This is a genomic window from Methylobacterium sp. yr668 (assembly GCF_900116245.1).
In the GTDB taxonomy this organism is placed as follows: Bacteria; Pseudomonadota; Alphaproteobacteria; order Rhizobiales; family Beijerinckiaceae; genus Methylobacterium.
This window is the reverse complement of record NZ_FOZY01000003.1, coordinates 340,686-356,477: the sequence shown is the minus strand read 5'-3', so window position 1 is coordinate 356,477 and position 15,792 is coordinate 340,686. Positions and strand designations below refer to the sequence as shown.

At 69.8% G+C, this 15,792-nt stretch carries 17 protein-coding genes and 1 tRNA gene; 14 read left to right on the top strand and 4 right to left on the bottom strand.

The window, feature by feature from the left end; all coding sequences use genetic code 11:
• Both BM419_RS06310 and BM419_RS06305 read left to right on the top strand, forming a co-directional pair.
• On the top strand, positions 1-305 hold a 305-nt coding region (locus BM419_RS06310; protein WP_139257049.1), incomplete at its 5' end, for an integrase core domain-containing protein.
• Between the two features lie 106 nt (positions 306-411).
• On the top strand, positions 412-765 hold the full coding sequence (locus tag BM419_RS06305) for a hypothetical protein (RefSeq protein WP_139257048.1): 354 nt from the start codon (positions 412-414) through the stop codon (positions 763-765).
• Here the strand turns inward: BM419_RS06305 and BM419_RS06300 are convergent.
• Positions 762-998, bottom strand: a complete 237-nt coding sequence (locus tag BM419_RS06300; RefSeq protein WP_091925563.1) for a hypothetical protein — start codon at positions 996-998, stop codon at positions 762-764. The genes BM419_RS06305 and BM419_RS06300 overlap by 4 nt on opposite strands.
• Positions 999-1,122: 124 nt before the next feature.
• On the opposite strand from BM419_RS06300, the gene BM419_RS32285 reads away from it, so the two are divergent.
• Positions 1,123-1,296 carry a hypothetical protein gene (locus BM419_RS32285; protein ID WP_175556274.1) on the top strand — a complete coding sequence of 58 codons (174 nt, stop codon included), beginning with the start codon at positions 1,123-1,125 and terminating at the stop codon, positions 1,294-1,296.
• A 202-nt stretch (positions 1,297-1,498) separates the two neighbouring features.
• Here BM419_RS32285 and BM419_RS06295 read toward each other — a convergent pair.
• The 3 genes from BM419_RS06295 to BM419_RS06285 all read right to left on the bottom strand — a co-directional run bounded on the left by BM419_RS06295 (position 1,499) and on the right by BM419_RS06285 (position 3,079).
• Positions 1,499-1,572: transfer RNA gene (locus BM419_RS06295), tRNA-Gly, on the bottom strand.
• Between the two features lie 98 nt (positions 1,573-1,670).
• Positions 1,671-2,060 carry a hypothetical protein gene (locus BM419_RS06290; protein WP_244540711.1) on the bottom strand — a complete coding sequence of 130 codons (390 nt, stop codon included), beginning with the start codon at positions 2,058-2,060 and terminating at the stop codon, positions 1,671-1,673.
• Positions 2,061-2,236: 176 nt separating this feature from the next.
• Positions 2,237-3,079, bottom strand: a complete 843-nt coding sequence (locus BM419_RS06285; protein WP_091925557.1) for a 3-oxoadipate:acetyl-CoA acetyltransferase — start codon at positions 3,077-3,079, stop codon at positions 2,237-2,239.
• Between the two features lie 175 nt (positions 3,080-3,254).
• Here BM419_RS06285 and aroQ point away from each other — a divergent pair, with 175 nt between their 5' ends.
• From aroQ to BM419_RS06230, 11 genes are all read left to right on the top strand, one after another.
• The gene (gene aroQ / locus BM419_RS06280) at positions 3,255-3,704 is read left to right on the top strand and encodes a type II 3-dehydroquinate dehydratase (protein ID WP_091925554.1); all 450 of its coding nucleotides are present in this window, start codon (positions 3,255-3,257) and stop codon (positions 3,702-3,704) included.
• Between the two features lie 143 nt (positions 3,705-3,847).
• Entirely contained in the window at positions 3,848-4,549 is a 702-nt protein-coding gene (locus BM419_RS06275; RefSeq protein ID WP_020090728.1) for an orotate phosphoribosyltransferase, read from the top strand.
• Positions 4,550-4,562: 13 nt separating this feature from the next.
• Complete coding sequence (pyrC, locus tag BM419_RS06270; protein WP_091925551.1) at positions 4,563-5,642, top strand: dihydroorotase; 1,080 nt, start codon at positions 4,563-4,565, stop codon at positions 5,640-5,642.
• A 203-nt stretch (positions 5,643-5,845) separates the two neighbouring features.
• The gene (locus BM419_RS06265) at positions 5,846-7,291 is read left to right on the top strand and encodes an amidase (RefSeq protein WP_091925548.1); all 1,446 of its coding nucleotides are present in this window, start codon (positions 5,846-5,848) and stop codon (positions 7,289-7,291) included.
• Between the two features lie 435 nt (positions 7,292-7,726).
• Positions 7,727-9,502, top strand: coding sequence for an acetolactate synthase 3 large subunit (locus BM419_RS06260; protein ID WP_091925545.1), 1,776 nt, complete (start codon positions 7,727-7,729; stop codon positions 9,500-9,502).
• An 82-nt stretch (positions 9,503-9,584) separates the two neighbouring features.
• Positions 9,585-10,127: an acetolactate synthase small subunit gene (gene ilvN, locus BM419_RS06255; RefSeq protein WP_020090724.1), complete on the top strand. Its 543-nt coding sequence runs from the start codon at positions 9,585-9,587 to the stop codon at positions 10,125-10,127.
• Positions 10,128-10,251: 124 nt separating this feature from the next.
• Entirely contained in the window at positions 10,252-10,896 is a 645-nt protein-coding gene (locus BM419_RS06250; RefSeq protein WP_091925542.1) for a glutathione S-transferase family protein, read from the top strand.
• An 83-nt stretch (positions 10,897-10,979) separates the two neighbouring features.
• Complete coding sequence (locus BM419_RS06245; RefSeq protein WP_091925539.1) at positions 10,980-11,636, top strand: TetR/AcrR family transcriptional regulator C-terminal domain-containing protein; 657 nt, start codon at positions 10,980-10,982, stop codon at positions 11,634-11,636.
• A 12-nt stretch (positions 11,637-11,648) separates the two neighbouring features.
• The gene (ilvC, locus tag BM419_RS06240) at positions 11,649-12,668 is read left to right on the top strand and encodes a ketol-acid reductoisomerase (protein ID WP_012322218.1); all 1,020 of its coding nucleotides are present in this window, start codon (positions 11,649-11,651) and stop codon (positions 12,666-12,668) included.
• A 166-nt stretch (positions 12,669-12,834) separates the two neighbouring features.
• Entirely contained in the window at positions 12,835-13,488 is a 654-nt protein-coding gene (locus BM419_RS06235; protein ID WP_091925537.1) for a pyridoxamine 5'-phosphate oxidase family protein, read from the top strand.
• A gap of 223 nt (positions 13,489-13,711) precedes the next feature.
• Positions 13,712-15,787: a methyl-accepting chemotaxis protein gene (locus tag BM419_RS06230; RefSeq protein WP_091925534.1), complete on the top strand. Its 2,076-nt coding sequence runs from the start codon at positions 13,712-13,714 to the stop codon at positions 15,785-15,787.
• Positions 15,788-15,792 lie beyond the last annotated feature (5 nt).

The following is a 15,792-nucleotide window of genomic DNA, read 5'->3' as shown; positions in this document are numbered from 1 at the left end:
AGTCCTGGATTGCGGCCGTTGGCGTAAGGACGGCCTACATCAGCCCTGGCTCGCCGTGGGAGAACGGATATGTCGAGAGCTTCAACGCACAGATACGCAACGAGCTGCTGAATGGCGAGATTTTTTACACGCTCAAGGAGGCGCAGATCATGATCGAGGGCTGGCGACGGCACTACAATACGGTTCGGCCGCATGGCGCATTGGGCTACCGGCCGCCCGCGCCAGAGGTGTTCGTGCCAGCTATAGCCGCTTGGCCGGCTGCACCGGCCAAGCTCGCCGTGGTCCAGCGACCGACACTGCACTAACTTTGACCTTGGACCACCTCGTGGGGGCCGATCAGCTGCAGGCGGGGGCCGTCGGGACGACGATATCCGCCTGCCGGACGGACCGACCCTGACAATGATGCGTGGCATGTCGTTCGCGCAGATGCAGCACTACGCCGACGAGGCCAACGCCACGACCGACCGGGCGATCTCGCAAGGTGTCTCAAAGGACCCGGAGTGGCTGCGGAAGCGCTTCGAGGAAGCCGACATGGTCGTCGCCGTGTTCCCCCACGCCAGCGAGCGCGGCGGTGGCGGCATCGCCTGCCTGAAGGGGTGGGGGCGCCTCATGCTCATGTCCCAGGGCAAGAGCGACGCTGACGTGAAGATCTTCTACTGGCGATGCGTCGACATCTATCAGGCGGAGGCATTCTGCCTGGAGTTCGGAGACGGTCGGCAGGCCATGGCCAGGGCCGAGGCGCAGGCAGGCTCGACGGCGGCCTAGGCCATGGCGGCGAAAGGGTGGCCCCATCCTGTCGTCGGTAGATCCGCCCCGTCCCTAAGTTGCACGCACCGGCCGCCAGGATAGCGCCGGACGGTACCGTGCCCGGGGAGGCCCCACGTATCGGGCGTCCCCGTGGCGTCGGCCTCGACGATGTAGGCCGGGGGCTCGCCCTTCGCCGCCCGGGCGGCCTCGCGGGCCTGCATCGCGGCGACCATATCGATGAGGGTCGTCATCCCCGTAGCGTGGCAGGCTCGATGCCGGCCGGCAACCCAACGCCTGCGGCGTCCTGTCCTGCGAGCCGACTTCCGTTTCCGGTCCCCGTGCTTCGCTTCGATTGCAGGGACAAGGAAACCTGCCATGACCGAAGCCGACCTCCGCGACGACGTGATCTTCGAGCCCCACCTCGCCGAGGGCGAGGCCGAGCGGAACGCGACCCTGGTGCGCCTCGTCCGGGCGTACCCCGACCTGCGAGAAGACCTCCTCGACCACTGGTACGAGATCGTCCTGATGGAGCTCCGGGCGGCCGCCTAGCCAAAGCCGGAGTGCCCGCCCATCGACGAGGACGTCGCGGCCCGGGCGCTGGCGCAGTTCCGGGAGTTGGCAGCTGAGATGGCCGCAAAGCGCCCCTTAAACTGGTATCAGGCTGGTATCACGCTAACGGGGCAGTCCCGGGCAAGGAAAAGACCGGAGAGCTAAACCCCTGTAACGGGGCAGCTTTCCGGCCTTGAAAAGATGGAGCGGGTACCGGGAATCGAACCCGGGTATTCAGCTTGGAAGGCTGCTGCTCTACCATTGAGCTACACCCGCGCGGGCGGATCGTTAGCACGCCGGGTCGGCCGTGAGAAGGTGGGTCGGGATCGCCGCCGCGCGGGCGACGTCCCGAAACCGCGACGTCGCCGGCCGGCTCACAGGCACGGATTCATGACCGGCTCGCGCGGGATCGAGAGCAGGTCGTCGACCTGGGCGCGCAGGCCCGCGGCGCCGCCGGTCCGCAGGGCCTCGTACAGGGCCTCCGCGTCGCGGCCGCAGACCGCGCCGGGCCGCTGCTCCGGTTCCGCCGTCCCGTCGCGCGACGGGACGGCCCTGTCCGGGGCGTTGTCGGCGATGAACCGATCGATGCGCGCGAGCGCGGCGCGCAATTCCTGCTGGAAGTCCGGGTCGGCGCCGGCGTGGCACGCCTGTCCGACGGCGCGCATCGCCTGCAGGATGCCGCGCATGCACAGCACCGCACCCTTGCCGGTCCGGTCGACCTTCGTGACGGTGTCGCCGCGCCGAATGGTCTGGATCCCGTTCACGAGCGCCTCCTCCGATCCCGGACCTGCCTGACCGGGAGCCTCCGAGGACACGACCAGGAACGCGCAGGCCGCGGCGGCGCAGCCGACGATCAGGGATCGCAGTCGGGACGGCGTGCGTGAGGCGCATGGATCCGGTGCCGTCTCCACCGCGCGATCGCGGCAACATCCGCGCCCGCTCAATCCAGGCCCAGGGCGGCGCGGGCCTCCGCGGGCGTGGCGACGCGGCGGCCGTGGCGCGCCACCGCCTCGGCGGCGAGGCCGACGAGCTCGGCGTTGCTGGCCGCCAGACGATCCTTCGTCACCCGGATGTTGTCCTCCAGGCCCGTGCGGACCGCGTCCGCCCCGCGGGCGAGCGCCCAGTCCATCACGATCGCTTGGTTGCGCCCGATCCCGGCCGCCGTCCAGGTCGCCTCCGGCAGGATCCGCCGGGTCTCGGCGAGCAGGATGTCGAGGAGGTGCTCCTCGGCCGGCATCGCGTTCTGGACGCCCATGACGAACTGCACGTGCGGGCGCGCATCGATCAGGCCCGCCTCCACCAGCCGCTTGGCGCCGTGCAGGTGCGAGAGGTCGAAGATCTCGATCTCGGGACGGACGCCGTACTGCTTCATCTGGCCGGCGAGGTCGGTCACGAGGCTCGCGGAATTCTCGTAGACGATCGTCGGGAAGTTCACCGAGCCGGTGGACAGGGAAGCCATGTCGGGCCGGTGCTTGAGCGAGAGGCCGCGTGCGGCCGGGTCGCGCCCGCGCCCGCCCGTCGAGAACTGCACGATCATCCCCGGGCAGTGCCGGCGCAGCCCCTCCTGCACGGCGGCGAACCTGTCCGGATCGGAGGAGGGCGACTCGTCGTCGTTGCGCACGTGGATGTGGCAGAGCGTGGCGCCGGCCTCGAAGGCCTGCTGCGTCGACTCGATCTGCTCGGGCACGGTGACCGGAACGGCCGGGTTGTCGGTCTTGCGCGGCACCGAGCCGGTGATCGCCACCGCGATCACCACGGGCGCGTCGCTCCGGGATCCTGCCATTCGCCTGTCCTCCCTGCCGCATCGGGCTTCCGCGACCGGGATAGCGCCGCGGGATCCGGATCTGAACCGCCCGGCGCGGGCGGCAGCTCCGTGTGCGGGACATCTCCGGCCGGATGACAGCCCGGACTTGAGTCTTGCGGGCGCTTGCCGCACCTCTCGACCCGCGAGGCACACGATGAACGACACCGTCCTGGTCCTGAACGGGCCGAACCTGAACCTGCTCGGCAAGCGCCAGCCGGAGATCTACGGCCGCGAGACGCTGGCCGACGTCGAGGCCCTGTGCCGCGCGACGGCCGCCGGCCTCGGCCTCGCGGTCGATTTCCGCCAGAGCAACGCCGAACACGTGCTGATCGACGCGATCCACGAGTACCGCGTCGGCTCGGCCGGCATCGTCATCAACGCGGGCGCCTACACCCACACCTCGGTCGCCATCCTCGACGCGCTGAACACTTGCGAGGTGCCGGTGATCGAGTGCCACATCTCGAACGTTCATCGCCGCGAGGCCTTCCGCCACCATTCCTACATCTCGCTCGCGGCCACGGCCGTGCTGGCGGGATTCGGCACGCACGGCTACGCGCTGGCGATCCGGCACCTCGCGCATCTGCGGGCCGGCAGACCTGCGTGAGGCGCGGATAGCGCCGCGATCAGGGTTGACGCTGGCGGAGACAGGGCGGAGGAGGGCGGTCAGGCCCTATTCCCACGCGATCTCTCTGGCCGGACCATTTCTCAAGGCCCCGGAGAGCGCCCCAAGCGGAGCGCGCACGCCGCATGACCAGCCCCTTCCTGCCCCTCGACCGGAAAGTGATCGCCCGCGAGGCGGCCAAGATGTTCCTCGAGATCGAGGCGGTGCTCTTCTACAAGGACGAGCCGTTCAAGTTCACCTCGGGCTGGGCGAGCCCGGTCTACACCGACAGCCGGAAGATCATCTCGTTCCCGCGCCTGCGCTCGACGCTGATGGATTTCGCCACCGCCACCATCGTGCGCGAGATCGGCTACGAGAAGCTGACCCACATCGCCGGCGGCGAGACCGCCGGCATCCCGTTCGCGGCCTGGATCGCCGACCGGATGATGCTGCCGATGCAGTACATCCGGAAGAAGCCCAAGGGGTTCGGTCGCAACGCCCAGATCGAGGGTGAGATCGTCGAGGGCGCCCGGACGCTGCTCGTCGAGGACCTCGCCACCGACGGGCGCAGCAAGGTCAATTTCTGCAAGGCCCTGCGCGATTCGGGCGCCCAGGTCGAGCACTGCTTCGTGCTCTTCTACTACGACATCTTCCCTGACAGCGCCGCGCTGATGGAGGAGATCGGTATCAAGCTCCACTACCTCACCACGTGGTGGGACGTGCTGGCGGTGGCCAAGGAGATGGGCACCTTCGACCCGAAGACGCTGGCCGAGGTCGAGCGCTTCCTCAACGCGCCGGCGGAATGGTCGGCGGCCCACGGCGGCATCTCCGCCTTCGGCCAGGCCTGAGGGGCATCCCGCGATGAGCGTCGCCGACCTGTTCCCCGCCGAGCGCCAGGCCGCGAAGTCCGTCGACCGGATCACGATCCGGCGGCCGGACGACTGGCACATCCACCTGCGCGACGGCGCGATGCTGAAGGCGGTGCTGCCCTACACGGCGGCGCAGTTCGCCCGGGGCATCATCATGCCGAACCTCGTGCCGCCGGTGACAACGGTCGCCGCGGCGCAGGCCTACCGGGAGCGCATCCTGGCGGCCCTGCCCGCCGGCATGGACTTCACCCCGCTGATGACCTGCTACCTGCGGGACGACACCGACCCGGACGAGATCGAGCGGGGCTTCGCCGAGAAGGTCTGGGTCGCCGCCAAGCTCTACCCGGCCGGCGCGACCACGAACTCGCACGCGGGCGTCACGGACCTCGTCGGCATTACCCCCGTCCTGGAGCGCATGGAGCGGATCGGCATGCCGCTCCTGATCCACGGCGAGGCGACCGACCCGGAGATCGACATCTTCGACCGCGAGGCCGCCTTCATGGAGGGCAGCCTGATCCCGCTGCTCGCTCGCCATCAGGGGCTGAAGGTCACCGTCGAGCACGCCACCACGGCGGAGATCCTCGACGTGGTCCGGGAGCACCGCGGCCGGTGCGCGGCGACGATCACGCCGCACCACCTCGTGATCAACAGGACGCACATCTTCCAGGGGGGGCTGCGCCCGCACCTCTACTGCCTGCCGGTGGCCAAGCGCGAGCGGCACCGTTTGGCCCTGCGCGAGGCCGCGACCTCCGGCGAGGCCTGCTTCTATCTCGGCACCGACACCGCGCCGCATGTCCGCGGGGCCAAGGAGGCGTCCTGCGGCTGCGCCGGCGTGTTCTGCGGGCCTTCCGCGCTCCAGACCTACGTGCAGGTCTTCGACGAGGAGGGGGCGCTGAACCGGTTGGAGGCCTTCGCGTCGCTGAACGGCGCCCGCTTCCACGGGCTGGAGCCCAATGCCGGGACCGTCACCCTGGAGCGGCGGCCGGGCCGGGTCGCAGAGGCGGTCGCGGTCGACGACACCGCGGTGGTGGTGTTCCGGGGCGAGGAGACGCTGCCCTGGTCGGTGGCGTGACGGCCTCCGTGGCTGCAAGCCGTCATCGCGAGCGCAGCGAAGCGACCCAGGGCAGCGCGACATCGGTGATCGTCGGGCGACACTGGATTGCTTCGCTGCGCTCGCAAAGACGGACCTCGGCAACCCATCCTTTCCGCTGAAGCCATCTTTGCCTGGATCCAACCTCCGGTTACCGATCTTCCGTTGATCCGGGGGAGGGCAAGATGCAGGACGCGCGACAGGACGGCATCACCGCCATGGGCGCGGTGGACCTCGCGGCCGCCATTCTCGGTCGGGTCGTCTCCTGCGCCGAGGTGATGCGCGCCTATCTGGAGCGGATCCATCGGATCAACCCGCAGGTGAACGCCCTCGTGGGCCTCGCCGACGATGCCGCGCTCCTGCGGGAGGCCGAGGCCGCCGACGCCGCGCTGGCGCGGGGGGACGCCGTCGGGCCGCTGCACGGCTTCCCGCTTGCCGTGAAGGATCTCGATCCGGTCCGCGGCCTGCGGTTCACGCAGGGCTCCCCGATCTTCGCCGACCGGGTCGCCGACACCGACTCGATCATGGTGACGCGCCTGCGCGCCGCCGGGGCGATCTTCATCGGCAAGACCAACATCCCCGAGTTCGGCCTGGGCTCGCACAGCTTCAACCCGGTCTACGGCGCCACCGGCAACGCCTACGATCCGGCCAAGACCGGGGGCGGCTCGAGCGGCGGCGCCGCGGTCGCAGTCGCCTTGCGGATGCAGCCGGTCGCCGACGGCAGCGACCATGCCGGCTCCCTGCGCAACCCGCCGGCCTTCAACAACTGCTACGGCCTGCGCCCGAGCTGGGGCCGGATCCCCGCCGAGGCCAAGGACGTGTTCAGCCCGAACCTCGGCGTGCTCGGGGCGATCGGGCGCACGCCCGGCGATATCGGCCTGATGCTCTCGGTGCTGGCGGGCTACGACCCGCGCTGCCCGAACGCCATTCGGCAGGACCCGTCCGCCTTCGCGAGCCCGCTCGCCCGCGACTTCCGCGGGACCCGGATCGCGTGGCTCGGGGATTGCGGCGGCCAGATCCCGTTCGATCCCGGCGTGCTCGACGTCGGGCGTTCGGCGCTCGCCACCTTCGCGGAGATCGGCTGCACCGTCGAGGAGGCGATGCCGCGCTACGACATGGAGACCCTCTGGCAGGACTGGCTGGTGCTGCGGGCCTTCACCGTCGCGGCGAACCTCCGCCCGTTCTACGACGAGCCCCGCCACCGGGCCCTGCTGAAGCCGGAGGCGGCCTGGGAGGTCGAGCGGGGGCTGGCGCTCGGCGCCGACCGGATCATCGCGGCGCTGGAGGGGCGCACCCGCTGGTACGAGACCCTGCGCCGCGTCATGGAGACCTACGACTACGTGGTCATGCCCAGCGCCCAGGTCTTCCCGTTCGACAAGGGCCTGCGCTGGCCCGAGACGGTGGGCGGACGGGCGATGGACACCTACCACCGCTGGATGCAGATCACGATCCCCGCGACGATGTCGGGCCTCCCGTCGCTCGCCGTGCCGGCGGGCTTCGGCGAGGCCGGTCTGCCCACTGGCATCCAGATCGTCGGTCCGAACCACGGCGAATTCGCCTGCCTGCAGCTCGGCGCCGCCTACGACGCGGCGAGCGGCTGGGTGCGCCGCTACCCGCCGCCGCTGCAGTGAGCCGCGGCTCCGGCACTCAGCCGGCGCGGAACCAGCGCGATTGCACGCACGGACGCGTTGACCGGCTCCGCGCTCTCCGCTAAGAGGCCCGACACTTCGCGCGCCGACTATGAGCCAGTTCCGGATCATGGGGCCGCCGCGGGGCAGTTTCGGGTTTCCGATGACGACGGTCCTTATTGTAGCGGTAGCGTCACCGACGGGGCGGCCCTGAACGAGGGTCGCGATCCGAGCGGTGGCGCATGCAGGGTCCCTCGGGGCCCTTTTTTGTTGCCCGCTCCAGGGCGGCATGGGATCGGCGCAGACGGGTGACCGAGGCGAGAGGCACCTTCGGGCGAGGCGGAGACCGCCCCGCGTGACGGGGGTGCCGGGAGAGAGGACGGGGCAGGGCGGCGATCATGGGATCGCGGTGGCCTCGGAGAGCGCGAGGAGACGAGCATGGGCGGCGAGGTCATGACCGGGGCCGAGATGGTCATCCGGGCCTTCCAGGATCAGGGTGTCGACACGCTGTTCGGGTACCCGGGCGGCGCCGTACTTCCGATCTACGACGCGCTCTTCCACCAGAACACCGTCAAGCACATCCTCGTCCGCCACGAGCAGGGCGCCGTCCACGCCGCGGAGGGCTACGCCCGCTCGTCCGGCAAGGTCGGCTGCGTCCTCGTCACCTCGGGCCCCGGCGCGACCAACATCGTCACCGGGCTCACCGACGCGATGCTGGATTCGATCCCGCTGGTCTGCATCACCGGCCAGGTTCCGACGCACCTGATCGGCACCGACGCGTTCCAGGAATGCGACACGGTCGGCATCACGCGCCATTGCACGAAGCACAATTACCTGGTCAAATCGATCGACGACCTGCCGCGCATCCTGCACGAGGCGTTCTACGTTGCGGCGAACGGCCGGCCGGGCCCGGTCGTCGTCGATCTGCCCAAGGACATCCAGTTCGCCTCCGGCCTCTACGAGCGTCCGGAGATCGCGAGCCACAAGACGTACCGCCCGGCCGTGAAGGGCGACGCCGACCGGATCCGCGCGGCCGTCGAGCTGATGGCGACCGCACGGCGGCCGGTCTTCTACACCGGCGGCGGCGTGATCAACTCGGGCCCGGAGGCCTCGCGGCTGCTGCGCGAGCTCGTCCGCGAGACCGGCTTCCCGATCACCTCGACCCTGATGGGGCTCGGCGCCTATCCGGGCACGGACGAGAAGTTCCTGGGCATGCTCGGCATGCACGGGACCTACGAGGCCAACCTCGCGATGCACGAGTGCGACGTGATGATCTGCGTCGGCGCGCGGTTTGACGACCGGATCACCGGCCGGCTCGACGCGTTCTCGCCCTTCTCCAAGAAGATCCACATCGACGTCGACGCCTCCTCGATCAACAAGGTCGTGAAGGTCGATGTCGGGATCGTCGGCGACTGCGCCTCGGTGCTCGGCGACATGCTGGAGGCGTGGCGCGCCCTGCCGTCGCGGCCCGACAAGTCGAACCTCGATCCGTGGTTCCAGAAGATCAGCGCCTGGAAGGCGCGGGACTGCCTCGCCTACTGGCCGTCGGGCACGATCATCAAGCCGCAATACGCCGTGCAGCGCCTCTACGAGGCCTGCAAGGACCGCGAGACCTACATCACCACCGAGGTCGGTCAGCACCAGATGTGGGCCGCCCAGTACTTCAAGTACGATGAGCCGAACCGCTGGATGACGTCGGGCGGCCTCGGCACGATGGGCTACGGCCTGCCGGCGGCGATCGGCACCCAGCTCGCGCACCCGAACGGGCTCGTGATCGACATCGCGGGCGAGGCCTCGATCCTGATGAACATGCAGGAGATGTCGACGGCGGTGCAGTACCGCCTGCCGATCAAGGTGTTCATCCTGAACAACGAGTACATGGGCATGGTCCGCCAGTGGCAGGAGCTGCTGCACGGCTCGCGCTACTCGCAGAGCTACTCGGAGAGCCTGCCGGACTTCGTGAAGCTCGCGGAGGCCTACGGTGCCAAGGGCATGCGCTGCGAGAAGCCTGGCGACCTCGACGGCGCCATCGCGGAGATGCTCGCCCATGACGGCCCGGTGATCTTCGACTGCATCGTCGACAAGACCGAGAACTGCTTCCCGATGATCCCGTCGGGCAAGGCGCACAACGAGATGCTCCTGTCCGATTACCTCGGCGAAACCGGCGTCGAGCTCGGCGACGTGATCTCCGAGGAAGGCAAGATGCTGGTGTGAGGGCGGGCGGCCCGGCGTCACCGCCGGGCCGCGATCCGCCGCTGCGGCGGCGATGGGTCGAACGACGAGGACGAGGCCGGCGATGAACGCGATGAACACCCACTACCCCGATGCCGTCCGCGTCGAGCCGGTGAACCGGCACACGCTGGCGGTGATCGTCGACAACGAGCCCGGCGTGCTCGCCCGCATCTCGGGCCTGTTCTCCGGCCGCGGCTACAATATCGAGAGTCTGACCGTCTCCGAGACCGAGGAGGCGCGCCACATCTCGCGCATCACCATCGTGACCACCGGGACGAACGCCGTGATCGAGCAGATCAAGGCGCAGCTTGACCGGCTGGTGCCGGTGCACCGGGTCGTGGACCTCACGCTCCAGGGCAACGCCATCGAGCGCGAGATCTGCCTCGTGAAGGTGAAGGGCGAGGGCGAGCACCGCAGCGAGGCCCTGCGGCTGGCCGCGGCCTTCGGCGCGAAGACGCTCGACGCCACGCTCAACTCCTTCGTGTTCGAGCTGACCGGCGCCACCGAGGATGTCGACCGGTTCGTGCGCCTGATGAGCGTGATCGGGCTGGTGGAGATCTGCCGGACGGGCATCTCCGCCATGGGGCGCGGGGCGGAGCCGCTCTGAGCTTCTGGCGCGCGGCCAGTCGGTGCTCGGGGAGCCGGAAGACGTTACCGGCTCTGAAGGCGACAGCCGGCTGGCCGTTGTCGCTGAAAACGCCGCGCCCGTGTTCGTCGATCAAGGACCCCCCATGACCGCCCGCACCCTCTACTACGCCCCCGGCGCCTGCTCGCTCGCCGCCCACATCATCCTGGAGGAATCCGGGCTGCCCTACGAGGGCCTCAAGCTCGACCTCGCCGCGGGCGACCAGCGCCGGCCGGAATACCTCGCGATCAACGATCGCGGCCGCGTGCCGGCGCTGACCGAGGACGGCTGGGTGCTCACCGAGTGCGCGGCCATCCTGCGCCACGTCGCCCGTCAGGTGCCGGAGAAGGGGCTCTGGCCCACGGATCTCCGCGAGCAGGCCGCCGCCGACGAGTGGCTCGGCTGGCTCGCCTGCAACCACCACGTGACCTACGCCCATGTCCGCCGGCCCGAGCGCTACACCGAGGACGAGAGCGCGTTCGAGGGCATCAAGGCGAAGGCGGCCAACACCTACGCGGACCTCGCCACCATGACCGAGGTGCGCCTGTCGCACGGCGGCTGGGCGGTGGGCGACCGGTTCAGCGTCGTCGACGCCTACCTGACGGTCTTCTGGTTCTGGGCCAACGGCCCGGTGCTCCGGTTCGACATGGCCGGGCGCTTCCCGGCCTGGACCGCCCATGCGCGCCGGGTCGCCGAGCGCCCGGCTGTCGAGGCCGTCTTCGCCCGCGAAGGACTGCCGCTCCCCCGCTAGCGAGGTGCGGGCACGGCACCCCCTTGCCGCACCCTACGAATCGGCCTAAAGCGCGTACCGTACGGTACGGTACGCCATTCGAGATGATGCAGGCCAGCGCTACAGCAGAGCGGGAAGAGCCGTCGGCACGCCAGCAGGCAGTGCTGGACGCCGTGCTCGGCCTGATGGTCGAGGACGGCGAGCAACTCACCATGGACGCCGTCGCGCGCCGGGCGAGCTGCTCGAAGGAGACGCTCTACAAGTGGTTCGGCGACCGGGACGGTTTGCTGACCGCCACGGTGCGCTGGCAGGCCTCCCGGGTCCATGCCGGGAACGACAGCGCGCAGGTGCTCGACGGCGCGACCCTGCGGGAGCGCCTGCAGGACTTCGCCGTGACGTGGCTTGAGGTCATCACCGGCCCGACCTCGGTGGCGCTGAACCGCATCGCCATCGCGCATGCGGGCTCGCGCAAGAGCAATCTCGGCGGCATCGTCCTGGCGAACGGGCGCTTCGCCATCGGCGAGCGGGTTAAGCCCGTGCTGGAGGCCGGCCGCGCCGCCGGCCTGCTGAGCTTCGCCGACAGCGAGGCTGCCTTCCGCACCTTCTTCGGCCTCGTCGGCCGGGATATCCAGATCCGCCTTCTGCTCGGCGAGACCCTCGACCTCGACGGGGCCGAGATCCGGCGCGACGCGGGCCGCGCCGTCGAGCAGTTCCTGGCCCTCTACGGCCGGGCCAGACCCGACCCGAAACACCAAGTCTAAGAGGAGACAGACATGCGGGTGTATTACGATCGCGACGCCGACCTGAACCTGATCAAGGGCAAGAAGGTCGCCATCGTCGGCTACGGCAGCCAGGGCCACGCCCACGCGCTCAACCTGCGCGATTCCGGCGTGAAGGACATCGTCATCGCGCTCCGCGAGGGCTCCGCCACCGCCAAGAAGGCCGAGCACGAGGGCTTCAAGGTCCTGTCGGTCGCCGAGGCCGCCAAGTGGGCCGACGTGGTGATGATGCTCACCCCCGACGAGCTGCAGGGCGACATCTACCGCGAGTCCCTCGAGGGCAACATGAAGCAGGGCGCCGCGCTCCTGTTCGCCCACGGCCTCAACGTCCACTTCAACCTGATCGAGCCGCGCAAGGACCTCGACGTCCTGATGGTCGCCCCGAAGGGCCCGGGCCACACCGTGCGCTCCGAGTACCTCCGCGGCGGCGGCGTGCCGACCCTGATCGCCATCGCGCAGGACGCCTCCGGCAACGCCCACGACCTCGGCCTGTCGTACGCCTCGGCCAATGGCGGCGGCCGCGCCGGCATCATCGAGACGACCTTCAAGGAGGAGTGCGAGACCGACCTGTTCGGCGAGCAGGCCGTGCTCTGCGGCGGCCTCGTCGAGCTGATCAAGGCCGGCTTCGAGACCCTGGTCGAGGCGGGCTACGCCCCCGAGATGGCCTATTTCGAGTGCCTCCACGAGGTGAAGCTGATCGTCGACCTCATCTACGAGGGCGGCATCGCCAACATGAACTACTCGATCTCCAACACGGCCGAGTACGGCGAGTACGTCACCGGCCCGCGCATCGTGACGCCCGAGACCAAGGCCGAGATGAAGCGCGTGCTCAACGACATCCAGTCGGGCACCTTCACCCGCAACTGGATGCTGGAGAACAAGGTCAACCAGACCTCGTTCAAGGCGACCCGCGCCAAGCTCGCCGCCCACCCGATCGAGGAGGTCGGCGCCAAGCTCCGCGGCATGATGCCGTGGATCTCCGAGAAGGCGCTGGTCGACAAGACCCGCAACTGATCCGCATCCGCGCGGTCGGGCCCGGCCCGGCCGCGCACGCGCGGGGCCGGTCACGCGGAGGCGTGGCCGGCCCTTCGCGTTCCGGGTTGCCCCACACGGGGTGTCCCGGCCATAAGCCCGCCAGCGGCCCCGCGCGTACGAGGACCGGCAAGCGGAGAGGACACGCATGGCATCGCTCTATTCCGACGCGCACCGGGCGCTGCAGGAGGAGTTCGGCACCACCAAGCTCGCCGTGCGTCTCGACGAGGACTGGGTCCACGAGACCGTCCAGCCGGACGAGGCCGCCTTCATCGGCTCCCGCGACATGTTCTTCCTCTCGACCGTCGACCCGGACGGGATGCCGACGGTCTCCTACAAGGGCGGCCCCACGGGCTTCGTGAAGGTGCTCGACGACAAGACGCTCGTCTTCCCGGGCTTCGACGGCAACGGCATGTTCTACTCGATGGGCAACATCGAGGGGCAGGCCAAGGTCGGCCTGCTGTTCATCGACTTCGAGACGCCCCACCGCATCCGCGTGCAGGGCCACGCGACGCTGCTGCGCGACGACGCCCTCATGGCCGCGTACACCGAGGCCAAGTACCTGGTGAAGGTCGCGGTGACGAAGATCTGGATCAACTGCCCGCGCTACATCCACAAGTATCAGAAGCTCGAGCAGAACAAGTACGTGCCGCGTCCCGGCCGCGAGACCCCGCTCGCCGCCTGGAAGCGCCTCGACCTCGCGGGCGACGTGATCAGCGATGCCGACAAGGCCCGCGTCGCCCAGGAGGGCCGGCTGGAAGTCGCGGAGTACGAGGCGCTGATGGCCCGCGGCGAGGCCTGATCGTCCATTCCGGCCGCCCCGCAGTCCCGGGCGGCCGGTGCGGGACTCAATTTACGTCAAATCAGATTTTTCCGAGTATAAATCTGCCGTACAAAATACTAATAAAGCAAAACTTCTGTGTTATATAGTTTAATGGTTTAAAAAATTCTTGACGATGTGAGTGCCGAGCCATAAATTTCGTGCAGATTTTGACGATCGCATCTTTGCTCGGACCGTTAAGACCATGGTTTCGCTCCCGCTGCGCGTCGCATTGATCTGCAGCATCCTGATCGCTGCGGTGTTCGCGGGGGGGACGACTTTTCTCGCCCGCCGAATCGACGCTTCCTTCGATGAGCAGGCCGCAGAGATACAGTCGGAGACGCTGTCGAACGAGGCGCGCGAGGTCCGCTTCCGCCTCGCGGTAGCGGCCAAGACTGCCGAGAGCATCGCGGCCTCCGCGTCGGCCCTGCGCGCCGGCCGCATCCAGGACCGGGACATCTACGACGCGCTGCTGCGCGAGCTTCTGCGCGCCAACCCCGAGCTGATCGCGACCTGGACGGGCTGGGAGCCGGACGCCCTGGACGGGCGCGACCGCGCGTTCGCCGGCACGGCCTCCTCGGACGCGAGCGGCCGCTTCATGCCTTACTGGAACCGCGGGAGCGGCACGATCAAGCGCGAGGTCCTCACGGGCTACGAGGCCGAGCCGGACGGCGCCTATTACCTCCGGCCGAAGCAGCTGAACCGCTTAGTCGCCATCGAACCCTACATCTACCCGGTGGCCGGGAAGGACGTCGTCATGATGTCGTTCGGCGCACCGATCACCGTGGACGGCACGTATCGCGGCACCGCCGGCGTCGACATCGATCTCGGGTCCCTGAACGCCGCCCTCGGGGCGGTGAGGCCGTTCGGGACCGGCTACCTCGCCGTGGTCTCGGCGAGCGGGACGACCGTCGCGCATCCGACCGGCGCGGCGGCCGGGAAGCCGCTGCAGGGCTTCGACGCGTCGGCGGCCGCCGCGGCCCGGCAGGCGATCGCGGCGGGGGCCAATGTGGTGACCGACGCGCCGGGTCCGGACGGTGCGCCGTGGCGCTACATGGCGCAGCATATCCAGGCGGGCGAGACCCTTGACCGCTGGGCCATCGTCGTCGCGGTGCCGGTGGCGACGCTCACGGCCGCCGCCGATCGGGCGCGCGCGACGCTGATCGGCATCTCGGTCCTCTGCGTGCTGATCGGGTGCGCGGCCGTCTTCGGCGCGCTGCACCGTCTCGTCGGGGCGCCGATCCGCGGCCTCGGCCGGACCATCGGCGACATGGCCGCGGGCGATTACGGGGCGGATGTGCGCGAGGCGCAGCGGCGCGACGAGGTCGGACTGGTCGGGCGTGCCGTGCTGAAGCTGCGCGACGGCCTGCGGGCGCAGGCGGAGGCCGACGCGCGGGCGCGGGCGGAGGCTCAGGCGGCGGCCGACCGGGACCGCAAGCGGGTGACCGCGGACCTGGCGAACAGCTTCGAGCAGGCCATCGGCGGCATCGTCGCGACGGTCACGGACGCGGCCACCGCGCTGCAGGCCACGGCCGGGGCGCTGGCCGCCACGGCGTCGGAGACCGCCGGCCAGTCGACCACCGTCGCGGCCGGGGCCGAGGAGGCCGCCGCCAACGTCCGGGCCGCGGCCTCGGCGGCCGAGGAGCTCGGCAGCTCGGTGCAGGAGATCGGGCGTCAGGTCCAGGGATCCGCGCAACTCGCGCGGGCCGCGGCCGACGAGGCCGGGCGCACGGTGCGGCTGGTGGAGGATCTGAGCGCGGCGGTGATGAAGATCGGTGATGTTGTGGCGCTGATCAGCGGCATCGCCGGCCAGACCAACCTGCTGGCCCTGAACGCCACCATCGAGGCGGCCCGCGCCGGCGAGGCCGGCCGGGGCTTCGCGGTCGTGGCCGCCGAGGTGAAGGCGCTGGCCGAGCAGACCGCACGGGCCACCGAGGAGATCGCGGGCCAGATCGCCCGCGTCCAGGCCTCGACCGAGCAGGCGGCCTCGGCGATCGGCAGCATCACGACGCGCGTCGACGAGATCAGCGGGGCGGCCACGACGATCGCGGCCGCGGTCGAGCAGCAGGGCACGGCAACCCAGGAGATCGTCCGCAACGTGACCCAGGCTGCCGCCGGCACGGGCGAGGTGACGACGAACATCGCCCGCGTGGCCGAAGCCGCCGACATGACCGGCTCTGCCGCCGGTCAGGTGCTGGAATCGTCCGCGGACCTGTCGCGGCAATCCGCGCATCTCCGGGCGGAGGTCGGCCGCTTCCTCGGAACGGTGCGGGCGGCCTGATGGTC

What these genes read in the sequence shown, in the direction of transcription:
- BM419_RS06305 (WP_139257048.1), top strand. Translation starts at nt 412, where the DNA reads ATGTCGTTCGCGCAGATGCAGCACTACGCCGACGAGGCCAACGCCACG.
- BM419_RS06300 (WP_091925563.1), bottom strand. Translation starts at nt 998, where the DNA reads ATGACGACCCTCATCGATATGGTCGCCGCGATGCAGGCCCGCGAGGCC.
- BM419_RS32285 (WP_175556274.1), top strand. Translation starts at nt 1,123, where the DNA reads ATGACCGAAGCCGACCTCCGCGACGACGTGATCTTCGAGCCCCACCTC.
- BM419_RS06285 (WP_091925557.1), bottom strand. Translation starts at nt 3,079, where the DNA reads ATGGCAGGATCCCGGAGCGACGCGCCCGTGGTGATCGCGGTGGCGATC.
- aroQ (WP_091925554.1), top strand. Translation starts at nt 3,255, where the DNA reads ATGAACGACACCGTCCTGGTCCTGAACGGGCCGAACCTGAACCTGCTC.
- BM419_RS06275 (WP_020090728.1), top strand. Translation starts at nt 3,848, where the DNA reads ATGACCAGCCCCTTCCTGCCCCTCGACCGGAAAGTGATCGCCCGCGAG.
- pyrC (WP_091925551.1), top strand. Translation starts at nt 4,563, where the DNA reads ATGAGCGTCGCCGACCTGTTCCCCGCCGAGCGCCAGGCCGCGAAGTCC.
- BM419_RS06265 (WP_091925548.1), top strand. Translation starts at nt 5,846, where the DNA reads ATGCAGGACGCGCGACAGGACGGCATCACCGCCATGGGCGCGGTGGAC.
- BM419_RS06260 (WP_091925545.1), top strand. Translation starts at nt 7,727, where the DNA reads ATGGGCGGCGAGGTCATGACCGGGGCCGAGATGGTCATCCGGGCCTTC.
- ilvN (WP_020090724.1), top strand. Translation starts at nt 9,585, where the DNA reads ATGAACGCGATGAACACCCACTACCCCGATGCCGTCCGCGTCGAGCCG.
- BM419_RS06250 (WP_091925542.1), top strand. Translation starts at nt 10,252, where the DNA reads ATGACCGCCCGCACCCTCTACTACGCCCCCGGCGCCTGCTCGCTCGCC.
- BM419_RS06245 (WP_091925539.1), top strand. Translation starts at nt 10,980, where the DNA reads ATGATGCAGGCCAGCGCTACAGCAGAGCGGGAAGAGCCGTCGGCACGC.
- ilvC (WP_012322218.1), top strand. Translation starts at nt 11,649, where the DNA reads ATGCGGGTGTATTACGATCGCGACGCCGACCTGAACCTGATCAAGGGC.
- BM419_RS06235 (WP_091925537.1), top strand. Translation starts at nt 12,835, where the DNA reads ATGGCATCGCTCTATTCCGACGCGCACCGGGCGCTGCAGGAGGAGTTC.
- BM419_RS06230 (WP_091925534.1), top strand. Translation starts at nt 13,712, where the DNA reads ATGGTTTCGCTCCCGCTGCGCGTCGCATTGATCTGCAGCATCCTGATC.